Raw genomic sequence first — 17,057 nt, 5'->3', positions numbered from 1 at the left:
TCGGCCGCGGAGTTCTCCACAGGTCGGAGGTTTGTGGTTTCAAGGTTCTCGACATGGACGACGACCGCGCCACAACCGCATCGACGCGCTCGGCGTGGGGTTGGGGAAACATCGGGGTCGGGGTATCCGCCGACGAGGGTGCAGGGCTCGTGTCACGGGTGGCCGCGGTCCTGCCCGCCGTGGACCTGACCGAGCACGTGCCACCCGATGCCCACAGTTGTTATAGAGCCAGGCCTTCGCCTCGGTAACGGGGAGGTTCAACGCAGTCTCCGACCAGCGAAGCAGTAGCGATTGTCAGGACGTAGGCGATGCCAACCCAGCCATGAGCCATTGGTTCCCCTTCCTGGCCACAAGCGCGACTCGCTCAACGCTGTCAGCTTTTTGGGTATCGACGACCTTGCCGGAACGATCGACCACGTCGGCGTCGCCTTGGCTGAGAGTGAAGGCGATACGGGTGCCATCGGTTGAAAGGCCCAACGACTTCACGTTCGTCAGCGGGCGAAATGGGGCTGGCTGGACTCGGTATCCTTTGGCGGCGAAACCCACCGGGTGTTCGGCCAAGCTGGCACAACTCTTGCAACTCGATGCGGAAAGCGTCGGAATAAGGTCGGGGTTAGGTCTGGTGAAGGCCACGTTGACTTGCTCGAACCAGAACCTCACAAACGCAACGGCACCGTCCTCCGTGTTCACCTTCGCGGCTGCCGGGATGTCGATCAAGGCTGAAGCGCTTGTCGTCGGACTGGACGATCCGGTCGGACTGGTGGACCCACTTGAACTCGCCGAACCCGGTGACGCGGTCGGCGTGGTCGTGGCGCCGCCGCAGCCCGCCAGAGCGAGCGTAGCAGCGGTTGCGGAATACGTGATCGAGCTGGTGATAGCCAATGTCGAGACTCGAAAAGGCAACGAGGAGAACATGTGTGAGTTCTCAGCCGCCCTCGTTGTAGAGCCGCGCCTTGGCCTCAGCCACGGTGAGGTTCACAGGAGTGCCCTCGATCGTCACAGTGGAGGGGATCGTGATCCATGCACCGCCGTCGACGCGGAACCGGCCTGAGTAGTTGGCGTTGATTTGGACTGGCGCCACCATCTTTTTGCGGTAGGTGTGTATCACGTCGCCATCGGGGTACGGCCCACCGAAGGTTTTGACTGGCCCACTGGCACCACCATCGCCGTAGATGTAGGTCGCGCTCATGAAGACCGGCTCGATCTCGACCCGTCGACCGACAAGGGTCGTCGTGTCCGCCTCGCCGGGCTCGAAGCCCTGCGTTGGCCACGTCAACTCGTAGAAGGTCGGCAGGTTCACCAAAGTTTTAAGCCCGACTGGCTGAATCGTCGGAGACGGCCTTGCGAAGGTCGTTTTGTGGAACTCATCAAGGATCATCTGCATCGTCAATGTGTTGTTGGCGCCCGGAACCAAGCCTCCGAGGCAGGTGAATCCCAAGGACTCCCAAGTGGCGGCAGTCACGGGCTGACCCGTACGGTCGACCTCCATTCGCCACACACGGACTGCTGGGCCGTCTGTAGGTCCGTTGGCTCCCGTTGGGTTGCACACCGCGTACTCAGCAGTGCAACTTGGGTCGAACCCATCAGCCGCGCCAGGTGGGCGAGTACTGCAAAACGAGGTCGATTCGTACTTGTACCAAGGCGGTTTTGGTGGCGAATCGACAGAGCCTGGTAGGTGCTTTCCGAAAGCGGCGAGTTCTGCCCTTCCGAGGCCCTTAAAATGCAGCGAATCTGAGCCAGTCGTGCCGTTCACATCGGGCGGTAATGCCCATGCGGGAGTGGCGGAAAACAGGAAGAAAGCAATAGAAGCGCCTAGGACTGATTTGCGATGCCGTGTATTTTCCATTGATCCCCCTCCCAAACCACCGCCACGATCTTGGCAACTGAGCTGGCTTTCTGGCCTTCAAGCTCCTTGCCGGACTTGTCAATGACCGGCACGGTCATTTGCGACAGTGTGAACCTGACCCATGTCTCGCCAGCTGGCGCCTCGGTAGCGATCGTCGCCGATGGGATTGGAGCTACGAGATTGGACTTCATTCGCTGGCCCGCGGCCGCGATATCCACGACGCCCTTCTGGAGCCCAGAGCAACTTTGGCAAGCGTTAGTAACCAGCGGTGGGAGCAAATTCACATCCGGCTTGGTGTAGGCCAGATTCACCTGATCGAAGTAGAAGCGTACGAAAGCCAGAGCGCCGTCGTTCGTTTTGGCGCGCGCTGCGGGAGGGGTGTCTCCTGCTGTCGATTTGCTCGGGCTCGCAGAAGCAGTTGGCGATGGTGACTTGCTACCGCTCGGGCTGGCCGTACTCGTCGACGAACTCGACGCCGTCGGGGTGGGCGTTGGGTCTTTGTCGCCGCCGTTGCAGCCCGCTAAGGCGAGCGTGGCAGCGGTCGCTGCGGCAACGGCATACGTCATCGTCCTGCGCTTGTTCATCGTGCGGAACCCCTCCGTCGTGCGGTGCCAGGCAGCCGTTCAGAGGCGCGCGAAGCATCGTGTCTTGTCATCCAGAGTAGAGAAATCGGCGAATTTCGCCACTTGAGCGCCCCCGTGAGCGTGCTCACGAACCCGTCACCACCTTGAGTCGCGTGGCTATGGCCTCAGCCCTCTCGGGGGCCGTCGAGCTGAGCTGGATCACGTAGGGCCCGACGCTGAAGATCGACTCCTGACCGATCCCAGGAGCAGTTCTCCCCGCGAATTCCAACGTGCGTGTGATGGTGAAGCCACCATCGCCGAATGATGCATCGGACACCCCCGTGACCGCGCCATGCTGCTGAGCATCTCCAGCCCCTCGCGAATACCTCCCGGAGCACGTCGAGTACTTGGCGCGGGCCTGTGCCACCTTCGCGCGCGCGGCAGCGGGGTCGGTCTGTCGTTCTGCGGCAAGCAGGGCCATGAGCTCGCCCGTTTCCAACGCCTCAGGATCCTCGTCGGTGGCTGGTTCATCGGTCTGGATCAACGCCCCGATCGTTCCGTCAGGGAGAAATTTTGCCCGCGAGGTCTCACAGGGCAGCGTTGCGCTGCGTCGGCTGACGGTGGCTCGCAGGTCTTTGCCGGCCACCTGCGCGAGCAACATCTTCGTAGCCACGTCCCTGTTGGCGTCCGTGATCGCAACTGGCTGCTCGGCCGCCAGGGGTACGGCGTAAGCCATCTCCGTCAGGCATGACGTGACGCTGCTCAAAGCCATCGGGCGCGTTCGTGCGTCAGCAAAGCAGAACAAGAGGGCATTCTCGACTCGCGCCGCACCCATCGCCGAGTGCGCCTCCCATCCCACGGCATGCGGGTTTGATCTCGTACGCACCAATGAGGTTGATGCTCCCGGGACTGTGACTTTTTGCGTGGTGAGGGGGGTGCCGTCGTAGTCCGGGCACGCAGAACCCTTCTCAAACTTCTGCTCGGCCCACTTCATGGTTTCCGGGGAGGAGCCGAGCACAACGACTTGGGCGATGGTGAAGCCGAGCTGCGCCGAGTCGCTCTCAGTCGGACCACTCGGGTCATTCGCGCTTGGTGATGGGAGCCTGCTCCCGGTGGACCACGGTTCAATTTCAGCCATCGTCATTTCACCGGCCCCATGACAGAAGTCGATCGCGTAGAACTCGTCCGTGATCGGCTCCGACGTCCTCCCGTCCGCGAGCCGCTGACCCACGGCGGCGATGGCTTTGGCCTGCTCGTGGTTCACCTTGTAGGCAGGCTGCGGGTATGCCGTTCTGCTGGCCTTCGGCTTCGCCTCACCTTCGGTGGAGTCGGCTTGCGAGCAGGCGCCCAGCGGAAGGGAAACGGAAAGGGCAAGTGCGGCAACGGCATACAGATGCTTCGAGGTCATGCACGGAGTCTCACGAAAATCGCAAAACCCGCCGCAGAGTTATCCCCAGCCCGGCCGACTGCTCGCATAGAAGCGGAAGAGCAGCCACGCGGCCACCGCATCGAGCACGTGCCACACGGCGTGCGGCTGCAGCAGCGAATACGGTTCGCAGAGCGGGCCGCCGTCCTTGCCGGTGTTCCAGATGACGAACGCCGCAACGAGGACAGCGGCCGACGCCAGTCCCCAACGCAGGTCGAGACGACTCGCGCCACGCGATCGCACGACCACCTCCATGACGAGCCCAGCGAGCAGCAGGACCGCAAACACCGCGTTCCCCGTCGTCATGACCACCGGCACATCCGCTGACGTGAACTCGGCGATGGTGCACACCCCGAGCACCACCACGAAGAGCCCGGCGAAACCGGCGAACAGGAGCGCAAGGAGCCGAGCGGCGGCATACGAGAACACAAAGCTCGCGAGCAGATACATGCTGTAGACGTCGAGGCGCCCGCCCAGCGCACTCTGCGACGCGTGCATCGCCGCGCTTCCCGGTCCGAGCAGCACGACCAAGACGGCGTATGCCGTCCCAAGACTCGCGCTCAACGCGCCGGTTCCGCGGCGGGAGACGTGCCAGGCGATGGCGAGCCCGGCGACGACGAAGCCCAGGTTGCTCAAGGTGTTCGCGGGTTGCTTGATGAACGCGTCGCGGGCGGCCTCGCAGAAGCTCCCGCCGCGGCCGACGTCGGGACCCAGCCAGCCGAAGACGAGGGCCGCACCGAGCAGGCTGACGGACCCAACAGCGGTCAACGCTGTGACGATCAGCGGTCGGTTGCGGGACCGTGCGGTCCCGGGTGAGTCAGCGTCTGGCATGCGTACCAACGTGGCACAGGTCGATCGATCGCGTCGTGAGTTGGCTGTCAGTGGCCGCGTCTAGGTTGGTTGGTGAGCGTTCTTCAGTGGCTCTGGCCGGATGTTGTTGGTCGTCAGTTCCGCTGGGGGACTGCGGGATTCGCTCTGTGGTCGGCGCTGTCAGTGGCTGCCGATAGGTTGGGATCAGTCGTTGGAGGAGGGATCGATGGACGAGCAGCAGCCGGCTACCGCCACGTCATTGCGTGGGGTGCTCAACGCTGCTCGCGACGGGCTGGCAGGCATCGGCGACGTGATGTCCTCCCTCAGCGCCACCGACCTCGCCGAGGTCATGACGCTCGCCGATGAGGTGAAGTCGCAGGCGGCGGCCGCGCAGGTGCGCGTCACCGCGGAGGCCGCCCACCGTGGCGAGTTCGCGTCCGCACGTCGAGGTGTCGGATCCGTGCACTCCTGGGTGCGCGAGCACGCGCCGTCGCTGCGACAGGGTGGCGCTGGGCAGGTGGCTCAGCTCGCGCAGGAAGCGGCAGCGTCGACACCGGGTGGCATGTGGTCGCGGGGTGGTCCCGAAGCGGGTGCTTTCGGTGACGCGAGTCGACCCGAGGGGATCGTGTGGGGGCGCGTGATCACCGGTGAAGTGGGGGCAGGGTTGGCTCTGACCGCGCTGCGTGAAGTCGCTCGGATGAAGGACCTGCTGGTCGAGGATGCCGTGCCAACGGTGGCGGGAGCCATCCTCGACCACGGTGTCGAGTGGGGCCAGGCCGAGGCTCGCAAGATCCGGCCGCGACTGCTGGCGAAGTACGGCATCGAGGGAGAGTTCGACGACAAGCAGAAGCGGCTGCGTGCCGGAGCCTTCTTGTCCAGCCCTGTCGTGGCGGACGGCGACCTGACGGAATACCGGATGGCGATGACTCCCGCGCAGGCCTCGAGGCTCGAAGCCGCGATCGGGCCACTGTCGAAGCCTGCGCCGAACCCCGACACGGGCGAGGCCGACCTGCGCTGTTCGGGCCAGCGGCGGGTGGAGGCCCTTGACGCTGTGTTGACGGGCGCAGCCTCAGCCGAGGCCGCACACAGGGACCCCGGTGGGGCTGCCACTGTCGTGCACGTGAGTGTGACGTTGGCCGATCTGTTGGCGGGACTCGCAGGCGTTGACGGAGGACAGGGGAGTGGCGCTGTGCTGGGATCGCGGGCGCGGCAGACCATGCTCGCCCCGTCAGTCGTGCGTCAGCTGGCCTGCGACGCCGACGTGATCCCCGTTGTCCTCGGAGCCGATGGCGAGATCGCCGACCTCGGACGGGTCACTCGACTCTTCACCTTGGGTCAACGTAGGTTCCTCTGGCACCGCGATGGTCAGTGCACCTTCCCGGGGTGCACCGCCCCCGCAGCGTGGACCCAAGCCCACCATGTCGTCCACTGGGTTGACGGCGGCCCGTCAGACCTTGAGAACGCGGCGCTGCTCTGCCAGCGCCACCACACGCAGGTCCACGACCAGCGCCTCATCGCGACTGTCCATCTGCCCGACGGTCACGGACGATCCGTCACGTGGGACCTGAGCCCGGGGAGCTATGACCGACATCTGCCCGAACGGCTGGCCGAGTTCGCACGCGATCGAAGGCGATCTGCCGTGGGCCGTCGTCGACGGCAACTCGACACTGGTCCGCCGGAAGGATGGGAGTCCGCGATGCCCGAGTGGTTGGTGCTGGAGATCGCTGACGAACTGGAAACTGAGCACCTGGCTCTGTGGGAAGAAGAGGACGACCGTTGGCGGGATGTGGCGTGAGTCCTGCCGGCGCGACCCGTTGCTGATCGGACCTCGACCCGACCTTGGCTGGATGTGAGCCGAGCCAGGTCTACGCAACCCGGGGCGGCACGCAGGTCGAGCCCCGCTGAGGTCTTGGCGGAGGTTTCAGCGTGGGTCCCAGCGGGTTGCGTTGCGTCGGTTCAGGCCGTCCGAGACTCCGACGCGACGATCCGCACGTCCTGCGGATCCGTCATCGCCCATCGAACTGTGGCTGTGGCCGCATCACCCAGGGGACGAGCCAGCACCCTCTCGGTGAACGGCAACCACGGCAACCGCAGCGGGCGGCGTGCCCAGCGGGGGAGAAGCGCCACGGCACCAGCGGCGAGTGCGGCATACCCGGGCTTCGCGGCGAGGGGGAGCGGCGGGTGCACGAGCAGGAATCGGGCGGCTTCGCGTGCGGCGGGCGTGGACTGCAGCTCCGGCCGATACGCCTCAATCGCCGTGGCCAGGGCGGCCGTTGTCAGCGGTGGGTCCACGACTCCGAGGCGTTGCGCCACGACTGCGGTCTGCTCGACATAGCGGTCGGCCTCCGCGTCGGTCAGCGGCTTCGCGGCATACCGCTGGAAGGCGACGAGGAAGCTGTCCACCTCGGTGACGTGGACCCACCGGAGCAGGTGGGGGTCGCTCGCCGCGTAGGGACGTCCGTCGGCTGCCTTGCCGCGCACCCGCTCATGGATCGAGCGCACGCGCTCGATGATCTTCTCAGCGTGCTCGATCGTGCCGAAGGTCGTGGTCGCGAGGAACTCGCTGGTGCGCTGGAGCCGCCCCCACGGGTCACCCTTGAAGCCCGAGTGCCCCGCAACACCAGCCATGGCGAGGGGATGCAACGACTGGAGGAGCAACGCCCGGATGCCCCCGGGGAACATCGCCGCGTCCGCGTGCACTCGCCAGATCGGGTCCTCGGGCGTAAACCAGCGCTCACCCTCGGCGCCCCAGATGACGGCCGCCTTGGCAGCGGCGTCGTCACCCGCCACGCGTGACCGCAGGGCGTGAGCGAGTTGAGTCCGGGCGCGGGCATCCCAGCGGGTGGAGTTGGTGCTGATGTCGTCGGGTCTTGCCATGACGGACTCCTGGTTGGCGAGGTTGGACAAACCCTATACGGCCCACCTGTGAGTGACTTGGTCCAGCGCGGGCGGGCAGTGTCAGTGGCTCCTGACAGCATCGTGGTCATGGAGATCTCACCGGCACTCGCACTCGGGCGCCGCCTGTTGCGTGAGCACGGGCTGGAGCACTGGACGATCACGACCGATCGGGCCAAGACCAGAGCAGGCGTATGCCGCTTTGCTGGCCGCACGATCTCTCTCAGCGCTCCCTTGACTCGCCTTCACGACGAGGCCGAGGTGCGCGACACGATCCTGCACGAGATCGCCCACGCCCTCGTCGGGCCCGGTCACGGTCACGACGGCGTGTGGCGGGCCAAGGCCATGGCCATCGGCTGCTCCGGTGAGCGCACGGTGCCCACGAACGCGCCGACCGTCGACGGTCCGTGGCGTGGTGAGTGCCCCAACGGTCACGTCTCGACGCGTCACCGTCGACCCACGCGGGTCCAGAGCTGCGTGCGCTGCCGTCACGGGTTCGACTCCGAGTTCGTCATCGCCTGGACCTTCCACGGGCGACGCGTGGAGATGGGTCAGGCCTATCGCGCGGAGCTCGAGTCACTGACGCTCGGTCGCGGGGAGCGTGTGAGTTCCGCTGTCACAGTGGGCCATTCGCCCTTTGTGGTCGGAGCCATGGTGCGCATCGTCGTGGACGGGGCCTTGCACGGTGCCGTCGGCGAGGTCGAGGCCGCCTTCGCCACGCGCAGCCAGGTCAGGGTCGGCGACGAGCTCTATGCCGTGCCCAACGAGGCGCTCGCCAGCGCCGAGCTCGTGGCGAGCTGACTGGCACACTGGGCGGGACGGCATACGCCGTCGTTGGTCGTGTGTCGGGACTGCTTGCTCAGGGCGTCGGGACGATGCCGCGACGACCCTCCCACTCACCGTGTTCCGACAGCGGCCGGAAGCGCAGCGTCGTGAACTCGTAGTGGAAGTCCTCACGCTCGCGTTCGGCCATCGCTGTGGCGTGACGCTCCGGCGCTGGGCTGGTGTTGTGGCCCTCGACCATGGCGCGCATCTCGCGCATCGAATTCCACACCGAGAACGTGGAGAACGTCCGTGGTGGTCGGATGGCGGCCAGGGCCAGGGTGGTGCCGGGGGAGTCGCGCACTAGTCGCTCGACCGGCCGACCCCACTGAAAGAAGCGGCGGACGTGGAGGAGCTTGAGGTGCGCCAGGGTCACGGCGACGACCGGCTCCTCGGGATCCATGGTGCTCGCGTTGAGCGGCAGCCGGTGGAGGCCGGTGACGGCGCCCCAGCGACGCACGAACTCGAGCCGCACGTGCCAGCCGGTGGCGAGGTGCTGACCGAGCGGGTGGGCGCCGAGGTAGTCGTCCAGAGCCTGCTCGGAGTCCCACTGGGCGAAGACCGCGAGGCGCCGCAACTGGAGGCGCTCGAGAGAGAGCGCTGGCGCGCCGAGCGTCATGAGCGAGAGGTGCTCGATGTGGCTGAGCCCCGCGACGCCGTGGTCAACCTGGGCCTTCGGCGACCTGAAGAGAGCGCGGGCGGCTGTGGTCGGCGGCACGGTCGCGAGGTGGAAGCTGTGGATCGGCATGGTGTCGGCGACGCTACCGCCCGATCGGGGGCGACTGGACGGCGCGGGGATCGGCGTTGCCGACGCGACGACGCTGTCGGTGACGATCTGTAGCGTCGGAACGGCCAGCCAATCGTCCACGGAAGGTTCGCCATGAACTCCCAGCCCGACGCCAACCTGCTCACGCGCGCACTCGACCAGACGGCCGGCCTGCTCGACGAGGTCACGCCAGAGCAATACGACTCGCCTTCCACGTGCGAGGACTGGAAGGTCGGGCACCTCGTGCGCCACGTCGTCGCATCACCGCAGAACTTCATCTCGATGTTTGCCGGCAAAGACGTCGACTGGGCCAACCCGCCCGAGCTCGGTGAGGACCCCGCCGCGGACTTTCGCTCCGGTGCGGCGGCTTTGCTCGAGCAGGTGAAGGCGGATGAGTCCGGTGGTTCGTCGAACGCGGCGATCCCGGAGTTCGCCGTGCACAGCTGGGATCTCGCGCGGTCGACGGGCAGTCAGACCTCGCTCGACGATGAGGTGGCCGAGCACGCCTACGCGTTCATGAGTGCAAACCTCACGCCCGAGAACCGGAAGGGTGCCTTCGAGCCCGAGGTGGACGCGGCGGCCGATGCGTCGGTCCACGACCGCCTCGCAGCCTTCGCCGGACGGAGTCCCAGCACAGGAGGCTGACCGCTTCCCCCGAAGTCGCCCATCGCCCGAGCGCGGGGCCAGCCTCGGGTCGTCCTTCCTCAGCGACCCCTGTGCAGCTCGGGGCTTCGGGGCCGGGTCAGGGGGACCACGCGGCGGTCCCCGAAGGTGACCATCGAGTGCACAGGTGTGCTGGTGGCGCGCAGCAGCGCGGCGAGGCCACGGCGGCCCTGTTGGCGAGCGAGTTTTGGGCCCAGCGTGATCATCAGCGCGGTCAGGGCCGGCATCGGACGTCCGTAGAGGGAGATCTCCGATATCTGTGCGTCGTCGTCGAACCGCAACATTTGAACTTCCTCGAACGGCTGGGTGCCTATCCGCGCCCGGTAGGCCAGCGCGTATGCGTCGACCTGGCCGATCTCGGTGTGGAAGCGGATGTCCTCGATCGCGGTGAACGCCGAGGCGAGGAAGTCGCCCACCTCCTCGGGTCCTTCGAGGCGGAACTGCTCGGTGAGCGGCGAGCTGAGGACGATGTCCGGGCTCAGGCAGGCAACGGCGGCTTGGGCGTCAGCGCCTTCCGCGGCGGCGCGCCAGCGCGCGACGGTGGCGGCAGTGGACTGTGTGGCTGGTGGCATGGGCTCACTCCCGGTCTGAGGGGAGCGATGGGTTCTCGGTAGGAGTGCGTCAGTCGGTCAGCTGGTTGAGCTTGCGGATCTGACGGTCGAAGATTCGGGCAGGGGCGAAGCGGCGCAGCATGCTGGCGCGTCCGGCCAAAGGTCCGGCGGTGTAGTGCAGCTTCGGATTGGGGTCTGTCGCCGCGCTGACGATGACCTTGGCGACCACGGCGGGATCGTCGCCGTCCTTGATCGCCGCCGTCATGACGCGGCCGAAGGTTTGCCGCTGCTGTGCGTACACCTGCAGGGGCGCGTCGGGTTGCGTGCTGTTGGCCTCGAATCCGGTCCTGGTGTAGGCCGGCTCGACGAGAAGTGACCGGATGCCGTACTCCCGGACCTCGTGGTCCAGGGACTGGGAGTAGCCCTCGATCGCGTGCTTGGAGGCGCCATAGACGGCCATGTACGGAGCGGGGAGGAATCCCTGCACGGACGAGAGGTTGATGATGCGACCGCTTCCTTGCGCTCGCATGTGTGGAAGCACCTGGTTGACCATGCGCATGACTCCGAAAACGTTGATGTCGAAGACTGCCTGGGATTGCGCCATGGTGGTTTCCTCCGCTGCGCCGATCGCGCCGACGCCGGCGTTGTTCACCAGGACGTCGATCCGTCCGAACCGCTCGATCACCTGCTGGACCGCAGCGGTGGCCGAGGTGTCACTGGCCACGTCGAGGTCGATGAACGCCACGCCTTCCAGCGGGGTGGCCCGCGAGGTGTCGCGGCTCGTTCCGATCACGTCGAAACCCGCTGTGACCAGCGCGAGCGCGGCTTCCTTCCCGATGCCGGAGGATGCACCTGTGACGAGTGCTACCGGGCGAGTTGTCTTCATCATGAGCTCCTGGACGCAGTGTGTTGTGATCTCCTACTGAGTCGCCAACCGTAGTCGAGTGAGTTGGAAATGACAACACACGTGGCTAGGGTGAGGTGATGACAGATCCCGACGCGCGCCCCGGCATCCGCATGGACGAGCAGCCCCTGGCAGTCCGACCGTGCTCACTCGCGGGCGCTCTGGACATTCTTGGCGAGCGGTGGTCGCTCCTGGCGCTGCGCGAGATCGGCTACGGCGTGCACCGCTTTGCCCGTATCGCGGGCTACACCGGCGTTTCCCGCGACATCCTCGCCGACCGACTCCGCAAGCTTGAGGCTGCCGGCGTCATCGAACGCCGGCCGTACAGCGAACACCCGCCCCGCCACGAATACCACTTCACCGAGGCCGGCCAGGAACTGTTCCCGGTCATGCTCGCTCTCTCCCAGTGGGGCGAGAGGTGGGCAGTGGACAGACCGGCCATCACCCGCCGGCACTCCTGCGGCCAGCCGGTCCAGGTCGATCTGCTCTGCCACCACTGTGGCCAGCCGGTCACCCGCGACACCATCCACACCGAACTCGCCGAACCCGCCGAACCCGCCGAACCCGCCGACACCTGACCTCGGATCCAGGGGCTGAAGGGTGGTGCAGGCCGCAACTGACGCGCCTCTAAGGTCGATGACATGAACGACGTGACGCGCATCGACTACACCGGCACTGGACTGTCCGAGGACGAGGTCGCCGCGACGCCGTGGCTCCAGGCGCAGCGCTGGGTCAATGAGGCGGTCGAGCGCTCCACCGCTCAGGTCGATGTCCCCGAGCCACACGCGCTGTCGGTTGCCACCGTGGACGCTGACGGTGTCCCCAACGTGCGCACCGTCCTGATGCGGTTCTTCGACGATCGCGGCCCGGGCTTCCTCACGAACACGTTGTCCGCCAAGGGAATTGAGCTCGCTGGCAACCCGTCGATCGCGGCCTCCCTCACCTGGCCGTCGATGTATCGCGCCATCCGGTTCCGCGGCCGGGCCGTGATGCTCCACCGCGATGAGGTCACCGAGTACTTCGGCTCACGGCCGTGGGGATCACGCATCTCGGCGTGGGCATCGAGGCAGTCGGAGCCAGCCACATCGAGAGCCGAGCTCGAGACGGCATACGCAAGGTGTGCGGCGCAGTGGCCCGACAAGGGTCGCCCGGACGACGTCCCCGTCCCAGACTTCTGGGGCGGCTATCGGATCAATTGCGACGAGGTCGAGTTTTGGGGCGGGCGGTCCAACCGGCTGCACGATCGCCTCGTCTTCACCCGTGTCGCAGACGGCTCTCTCGACGAGGCCACGGCGTGGACGCTGGGCCGTCGTCAGCCCTGACTGGGCGCAGTTACGCTGATCGCGACCACACGACGAAGGAGTGAGCCCGCCATGACGTTCGAGCAGACCGGCACCAGCCCGGCAGTGAGCACCGAGCAGCACATCGAGACGACCGAGCGCTATGCGGCGCACAACTATCACCCCCTCCCGGTGGTCATCGCAAGTGGTGAGGGCGCGTGGGTGACGGACGTCGACGGCAAGCGCTACCTCGACTGCCTCGCTGGCTACTCCGCCCTGAACTTCGGCCACTCCCACCCCGTCCTCGTCGAGCGTGCCCGCCAACAGCTGGGCACCCTGACGCTCACGAGCCGCGCCTTCTTCAACGACCAGCTCGGACCGTTTTCGCAGGCCCTCGCCGAGCTCACCGGCAAGGACATGGTGCTGCCGATGAACTCCGGTGCCGAGGCCGTCGAGACTGCGCTCAAGGTCAGCCGCAAGTGGGGCTACGAGGTCAAGAACGTCCCCGAGGACCAGGCCAACATCATCGTCATGGAGGGCAACTTCCACGGCCGCACGACCACGATCATCAGCTTCTCCGACGACAAGGTCGCGCACGACAACTACGGTCCCTACACGCCCGGCTTCCGGGCCGTCCGTTATGGCGACATCGAATCGGTGCGCGCCGCCATGGACGACTTCACCGTCGCTGTGCTCTTCGAGCCGATCCAGGGTGAGGGTGGCGTCGTCGTCCCGCCCGAGGGCTTCCTGCGCGACCTGCGTGCACTGTGCACCGAGCAGAACGTCCTCATGGTCGCCGACGAGATCCAGTCGGGTCTGGCCCGCACCGGCACGACGTTCGCGTGCGACCTCGAGGAGGTCGTGCCCGACATGTACATCCTGGGCAAGGCCCTCGGCGGAGGCCTCTATCCCGTCTCCGCCGTCGCCGCCGACAAGGACGTCCTCGGCGTCATCTCGCCCGGGTCCCACGGCTCGACCTTCGGTGGCAACCCGCTCGCTGCCGCGATCGGACATGAGGTATGCCGTCTGCTCGCCACCGGTGAGTACCAGGAGCGTGCGCGTCGGCTGGGTGAGCGACTGCTGGCCGGGCTCGAGCCGCTCGTCGGCAACGGGCTCGACGCCGTGCGCGTGCGCGGACTGTGGGCCGGCCTCGATGTCACGCCCGGTGGGCCGACCGGACGCGAGATGTGTGAGCACCTCATGGAGCGCGGCATCCTCGCCAAGGACACCCATGGCATGACGATCCGTCTCGCGCCGCCCCTTGTCATCACCGAGGACGAGATCGACCAGCTCGTCGCGGCGGTCAAGGACTCCCTCACCGCCTAAGCCGTTTCACCCTCATTTTGACGAGACAAGGTCCCGCAGAACGCGTGCTGTATGCCGCGTTGCGCGGGACCTTGTCCGTTGCGTCGGCGGGAGGGTCAGCGTTGGAGAGGGAACATCCGCGTCGGGCCAAGCGAGGGAACTCCCCTGTGGGAGAACGCTGTTGGTGGTGTCGCATCCGTGAAGCAGGGATTCGTGATGGCGCCTGGCGTCTTGGGGCTGTAGCCCGGCGTCGACACGACCACCTTTGCCTCGACCGGTGAGGCGTCCGTCGTCGCTGCGACCTGTGACAGGCGAAGGACCGCGGTGCGCTTGCCGGCCGGACGGGCCAGCTCGGCGATGTTCGGTGCACCGGGACCGATGCACCCGGCATACGTCAAGGTCCACCCCTCCGCGGTCAGTGAACTGACAGAGTCCGCCAGACCACCGGACGCAGCGACGTCCGTCGCCGAAGCCATCGCAGCGTCACGTGCTTCCGAATCCTCGCTCGCGGCCGGCATCGCCAAGGACAGCCCGAGTGACTTCAACCCCGAGTCGTCGGCGAGGGTGTCAACTGCTGCTCGCAGGTCACCCTCGGCGCCGTCCGACCAGGTCGGCGGGTCGACGCGCTCTCCCTCCAGGCGCCCGATGGTGGGCTCGACCAACGGCGTGGACGAGGGGCCCGGAGTCGACGACGTCGTGGTCGGGCCATCAACCAGACAACTTGCCTCCAGTTCGATCGTTGGGGGGTCGGGCCATGCCGTGTCAAGGTGATGGGGAACCGAGGCCCCAACCGTGACCTGCGTGTAGTCATCGATTGCCGGGATGCCTGCCGTGGGAGTTGGCGCGACGTTGGCGCTTCGTCTGGAGCTCGCAACATTCGCGAGGCTCCAGTCGTCCAGCCGGGAGCCTCGAGCCAGCTGGGCGCTCGCCGAACCGGGGTCGCCCGGTGTATCCGCGCCGCACTGGGCTCCAAGAAGCCGCCATCCAGCTGCGATGGCTGCCCGCACTTCGGTGATGGCGACTGCGCGCGGGGGGACCTGTGTTTGGTAGGCGCGTCCGGTGATGGAGCGCTCGACGTTGGGTGCTGAGCCGTCCGGTCCGGCCACCGTTGCCCCGGCGGTCGCCAGCCAGGGATCTGCCCACACCTGCTGGGCTCGCGTCACGTCCGAGGCGTTCGGGTAGGTGCGGCCGTCCTTGGGGGTGCAGCCGCTGAGGAGTCCGACGCCAAGGCCCCCGATCGCGATCGTCGTCAACCATCGGCGTGCGCGCATGGTGTCAGCCTGCCACGTCGTCATTCGGGCGGCAGGATGGCGACGAGGGGCTTGTCCCAACCCATTGACTCGCTGAGCTGACGCGAGTCGAACTCCTCGCGGGTCGTGGTCCTGGTTTCGCCCGACTCGGGGTCGTAGACGCGGAGGTTGCCGTCCTCGGTGCCGGTGACAAGGACGACGTGAGCCCCTGCGTTGTCTGTCCCCTGGATGTCGTAGGTGTAGACGGGCACGGCCTGGCCGTTGTCGGCGGCTCGGGCGATGCGGTCGTAGGCGTCGCCGGGATTGTCGGGGTCGACGTAGCGCGTCTCGTAGCCGCCGCCCGTCCCCGAACCGCCATCGCCCGACATGTGACGCGCGGCCGAACCCGGACTCGTGCCAGCTGCCTCCGGCCACCAACCGTTGAACTTGCCGTCGTGGGTGGTGAACCCATTGGTCTGCTCATGCACGTCGATGGCCGCGTGCTGGAAGCGGTTGTGCATGGCGATCTGCTCGGGAGTGGCGCCTGGGGGCAGCGGGTTGCGATCGTCGGAGACGGCGCCCGGATCGCCGACCTGCTGGCCAGTTCGCGGGTCGTATCCCGTCATGATCTGCATGCCATAGAGCGGGTCGTTCAGCATCTTGGACAGCAGCAGGCTCGAGGAACCGCAGGTCGTGGCGTCCGGCTGGGTGAACACGCCGGGGTGCGACGTCGGATCGAGGGCCTCACGCTGGGCGGGAGTCAGCTGGCCGAGCTTCCTTGAGTAGTTGAGCAGCGTGGTGCCAGTCGCACCGGCGGCGATGGCCGCGAGCAGCCACCCTCGGGCCGTGTCGTCCGGGGCGTCGGCGAGCAGGCGCTGGGCGGCTGCCCGCTCCTCGGGTGTCATCCCCACCATGGCGTCGTTGGCCCGCTCGACAACGTTGCCGCGCAACGGCCCTGAGTCATTGCCGTCACCGCCACCGACGAAGAGATTCACTGCGCTCACAGGACTCACACCGTCGGGAAGCTCGTGCGGCAGCTCGAGCTCATCCACCGCATTGCGGATGTCGCGCGCCGCCGTCGTGATGGCAGAGTTGGCGTCCTGGTAGGAGCCAAGGAGTTCACCGGCAGCGTGGACCACGGCTTCAAGGATGCCGGCGATGTAGTCCTTGAGCTCCCACGGCCACATGTCGCCCCACGAGATCGACTTGTTCTTGTCGAGCTCGTCCCAGGCGTCACCGTGACGCTTGCGCGCGTCGGTCATCCCGGTGCTCAGCGTGCCCAGCGCGCTGTCGATCTTGGAGCTGGCTGGCTTGACCGAGTCCATCCTGTTCTCGAGTGCCGACAGGGAGGAGCGGTAGCTGTTGCCGGCGTCACCCTCCCAGATGGCGACCGTCGTCTTGGTGTGCGTGCGCCCCACATCGGTGCAGGCAGCGCTCCAGGTCCGGCCGAGGCGGCGCCATGCTGCGGCGGCGTCATCGACGTCGGTCGGCGCGGGGTCGGGGGCCTCCGTGGCGATCTCGACCATGGTGCCGATGAGATCGACGATCGTCTGGGCTGCGTCCCACGGGGGCCACAGGTCGACCTCCTGCAGCTTGGCAAGGACACCCTGCAGCTCGTCGATGATGTCGGTGATGGTGCTCATGTCTGCGGTGGGGTGAGCTGGACGAAGGCGCCCGCGGACGCCTGGTCAGTGGTCGTGTAGGTCGTGATGCACGACTCCACGTTGGTCTTGAAGGAATCGATGACCCGACTCGTCGTCGTCGTGACCCCGCGAACCCGCCCCACGGCATACGTCAGGTCGTCCGCGAGGTCGCCCATGGACGTGCCCTCGGCATCAGCGAGGTCGGTGCTCGTGTTCCCCAGGTCGGTGCGCGCTTCCTTGGCCCCAAGTTCCCAAGCGGAGCGCACTTCACCGGCGATGATCCGGATCGTCATGCGTCCACGCTAGGCCAGCTCTCGCTCTCTCGGAATGGGGAGAACTCCCCGCGGTGGCAGG

At 66.7% G+C, this 17,057-nt stretch carries 18 protein-coding genes; 6 read left to right on the top strand and 12 right to left on the bottom strand.

Annotation, left to right across the window (positions count from 1 at the left end):
- Positions 1-294: 294 nt before the first annotated feature.
- From V6K52_RS12500 to V6K52_RS12480, 5 genes are all read right to left on the bottom strand, one after another.
- Positions 295-717: a DUF6318 family protein gene (locus V6K52_RS12500; RefSeq protein WP_353950440.1), complete on the bottom strand. Its 423-nt coding sequence runs from the start codon at positions 715-717 to the stop codon at positions 295-297.
- Positions 718-925: 208 nt separating this feature from the next.
- Positions 926-1,462, bottom strand: a complete 537-nt coding sequence (locus tag V6K52_RS12495) for a hypothetical protein (protein WP_353950439.1) — start codon at positions 1,460-1,462, stop codon at positions 926-928.
- Between the two features lie 350 nt (positions 1,463-1,812).
- Complete coding sequence (locus V6K52_RS12490) at positions 1,813-2,430, bottom strand: DUF6318 family protein (RefSeq protein ID WP_353950438.1); 618 nt, start codon at positions 2,428-2,430, stop codon at positions 1,813-1,815.
- A gap of 124 nt (positions 2,431-2,554) precedes the next feature.
- Complete coding sequence (locus V6K52_RS12485) at positions 2,555-3,817, bottom strand: hypothetical protein (RefSeq protein WP_353950437.1); 1,263 nt, start codon at positions 3,815-3,817, stop codon at positions 2,555-2,557.
- A 39-nt stretch (positions 3,818-3,856) separates the two neighbouring features.
- Complete coding sequence (locus tag V6K52_RS12480) at positions 3,857-4,666, bottom strand: ceramidase domain-containing protein (protein WP_353950436.1); 810 nt, start codon at positions 4,664-4,666, stop codon at positions 3,857-3,859.
- 205 nt (positions 4,667-4,871) lie between these two features.
- Between V6K52_RS12480 and V6K52_RS12475 the strand changes: the two genes are divergently transcribed.
- Positions 4,872-6,440, top strand: coding sequence for a DUF222 domain-containing protein (locus tag V6K52_RS12475; protein ID WP_353950435.1), 1,569 nt, complete (start codon positions 4,872-4,874; stop codon positions 6,438-6,440).
- Between the two features lie 161 nt (positions 6,441-6,601).
- Here V6K52_RS12475 and V6K52_RS12470 read toward each other — a convergent pair whose 3' ends face one another.
- Positions 6,602-7,522 (bottom strand): oxygenase MpaB family protein, encoded by a 921-nt coding sequence (locus V6K52_RS12470; RefSeq protein ID WP_353950434.1) that lies wholly within the window; start codon positions 7,520-7,522, stop codon positions 6,602-6,604.
- A 108-nt stretch (positions 7,523-7,630) separates the two neighbouring features.
- Between V6K52_RS12470 and V6K52_RS12465 the strand changes: the two genes are divergently transcribed.
- Positions 7,631-8,341: a SprT-like domain-containing protein gene (locus V6K52_RS12465; protein ID WP_353950433.1), complete on the top strand. Its 711-nt coding sequence runs from the start codon at positions 7,631-7,633 to the stop codon at positions 8,339-8,341.
- Positions 8,342-8,399: 58 nt separating this feature from the next.
- Here the strand turns inward: V6K52_RS12465 and V6K52_RS12460 are convergent, their stop codons facing one another.
- The gene (locus V6K52_RS12460) at positions 8,400-9,230 is read right to left on the bottom strand and encodes a hypothetical protein (RefSeq protein ID WP_353950432.1); all 831 of its coding nucleotides are present in this window, start codon (positions 9,228-9,230) and stop codon (positions 8,400-8,402) included.
- A 12-nt stretch (positions 9,231-9,242) separates the two neighbouring features.
- Here V6K52_RS12460 and V6K52_RS12455 point away from each other — a divergent pair, with 12 nt between their 5' ends.
- Positions 9,243-9,773 (top strand): maleylpyruvate isomerase family mycothiol-dependent enzyme, encoded by a 531-nt coding sequence (locus V6K52_RS12455; RefSeq protein WP_353950431.1) that lies wholly within the window; start codon positions 9,243-9,245, stop codon positions 9,771-9,773.
- Between the two features lie 59 nt (positions 9,774-9,832).
- Here V6K52_RS12455 and V6K52_RS12450 read toward each other — a convergent pair whose 3' ends face one another.
- Entirely contained in the window at positions 9,833-10,363 is a 531-nt protein-coding gene (locus tag V6K52_RS12450; protein ID WP_353950430.1) for a nuclear transport factor 2 family protein, read from the bottom strand.
- A 49-nt stretch (positions 10,364-10,412) separates the two neighbouring features.
- A complete protein-coding gene (locus V6K52_RS12445; RefSeq protein WP_353950429.1) occupies positions 10,413-11,228 on the bottom strand; it encodes an oxidoreductase in 816 nt (271 codons plus the stop codon).
- A 98-nt stretch (positions 11,229-11,326) separates the two neighbouring features.
- Here V6K52_RS12445 and V6K52_RS12440 point away from each other — a divergent pair, with 98 nt between their 5' ends.
- The 3 genes from V6K52_RS12440 to rocD all read left to right on the top strand — a co-directional run bounded on the left by V6K52_RS12440 (position 11,327) and on the right by rocD (position 13,852).
- Complete coding sequence (locus tag V6K52_RS12440) at positions 11,327-11,824, top strand: helix-turn-helix domain-containing protein (protein WP_353950428.1); 498 nt, start codon at positions 11,327-11,329, stop codon at positions 11,822-11,824.
- Between the two features lie 63 nt (positions 11,825-11,887).
- The gene (gene pdxH, locus V6K52_RS12435; protein ID WP_353950427.1) at positions 11,888-12,568 is read left to right on the top strand and encodes a pyridoxamine 5'-phosphate oxidase; all 681 of its coding nucleotides are present in this window, start codon (positions 11,888-11,890) and stop codon (positions 12,566-12,568) included.
- A gap of 51 nt (positions 12,569-12,619) precedes the next feature.
- Complete coding sequence (gene rocD, locus V6K52_RS12430; protein WP_353950426.1) at positions 12,620-13,852, top strand: ornithine--oxo-acid transaminase; 1,233 nt, start codon at positions 12,620-12,622, stop codon at positions 13,850-13,852.
- A gap of 95 nt (positions 13,853-13,947) precedes the next feature.
- Here rocD and V6K52_RS12425 read toward each other — a convergent pair whose 3' ends face one another.
- Genes V6K52_RS12425 through V6K52_RS12415 form a run of 3 tightly spaced genes read right to left on the bottom strand, consistent with a single transcriptional unit; the run spans position 13,948 to position 16,996 of the window.
- Complete coding sequence (locus tag V6K52_RS12425) at positions 13,948-15,102, bottom strand: hypothetical protein (protein ID WP_353950425.1); 1,155 nt, start codon at positions 15,100-15,102, stop codon at positions 13,948-13,950.
- Between the two features lie 20 nt (positions 15,103-15,122).
- Positions 15,123-16,703: a hypothetical protein gene (locus V6K52_RS12420; RefSeq protein WP_353950424.1), complete on the bottom strand. Its 1,581-nt coding sequence runs from the start codon at positions 16,701-16,703 to the stop codon at positions 15,123-15,125.
- On the bottom strand, positions 16,700-16,996 hold the full coding sequence (locus tag V6K52_RS12415; protein ID WP_353950423.1) for a hypothetical protein: 297 nt from the start codon (positions 16,994-16,996) through the stop codon (positions 16,700-16,702). Before V6K52_RS12415 ends, V6K52_RS12420 begins: the two co-directional genes overlap by 4 nt.
- Positions 16,997-17,057 lie beyond the last annotated feature (61 nt).

The organism is Knoellia sp. S7-12 (genome assembly GCF_040518285.1).
In the GTDB taxonomy this organism is placed as follows: domain Bacteria; phylum Actinomycetota; class Actinomycetes; order Actinomycetales; family Dermatophilaceae; genus Knoellia.
This window is presented reverse-complemented; position numbering and strand designations above follow the sequence as displayed.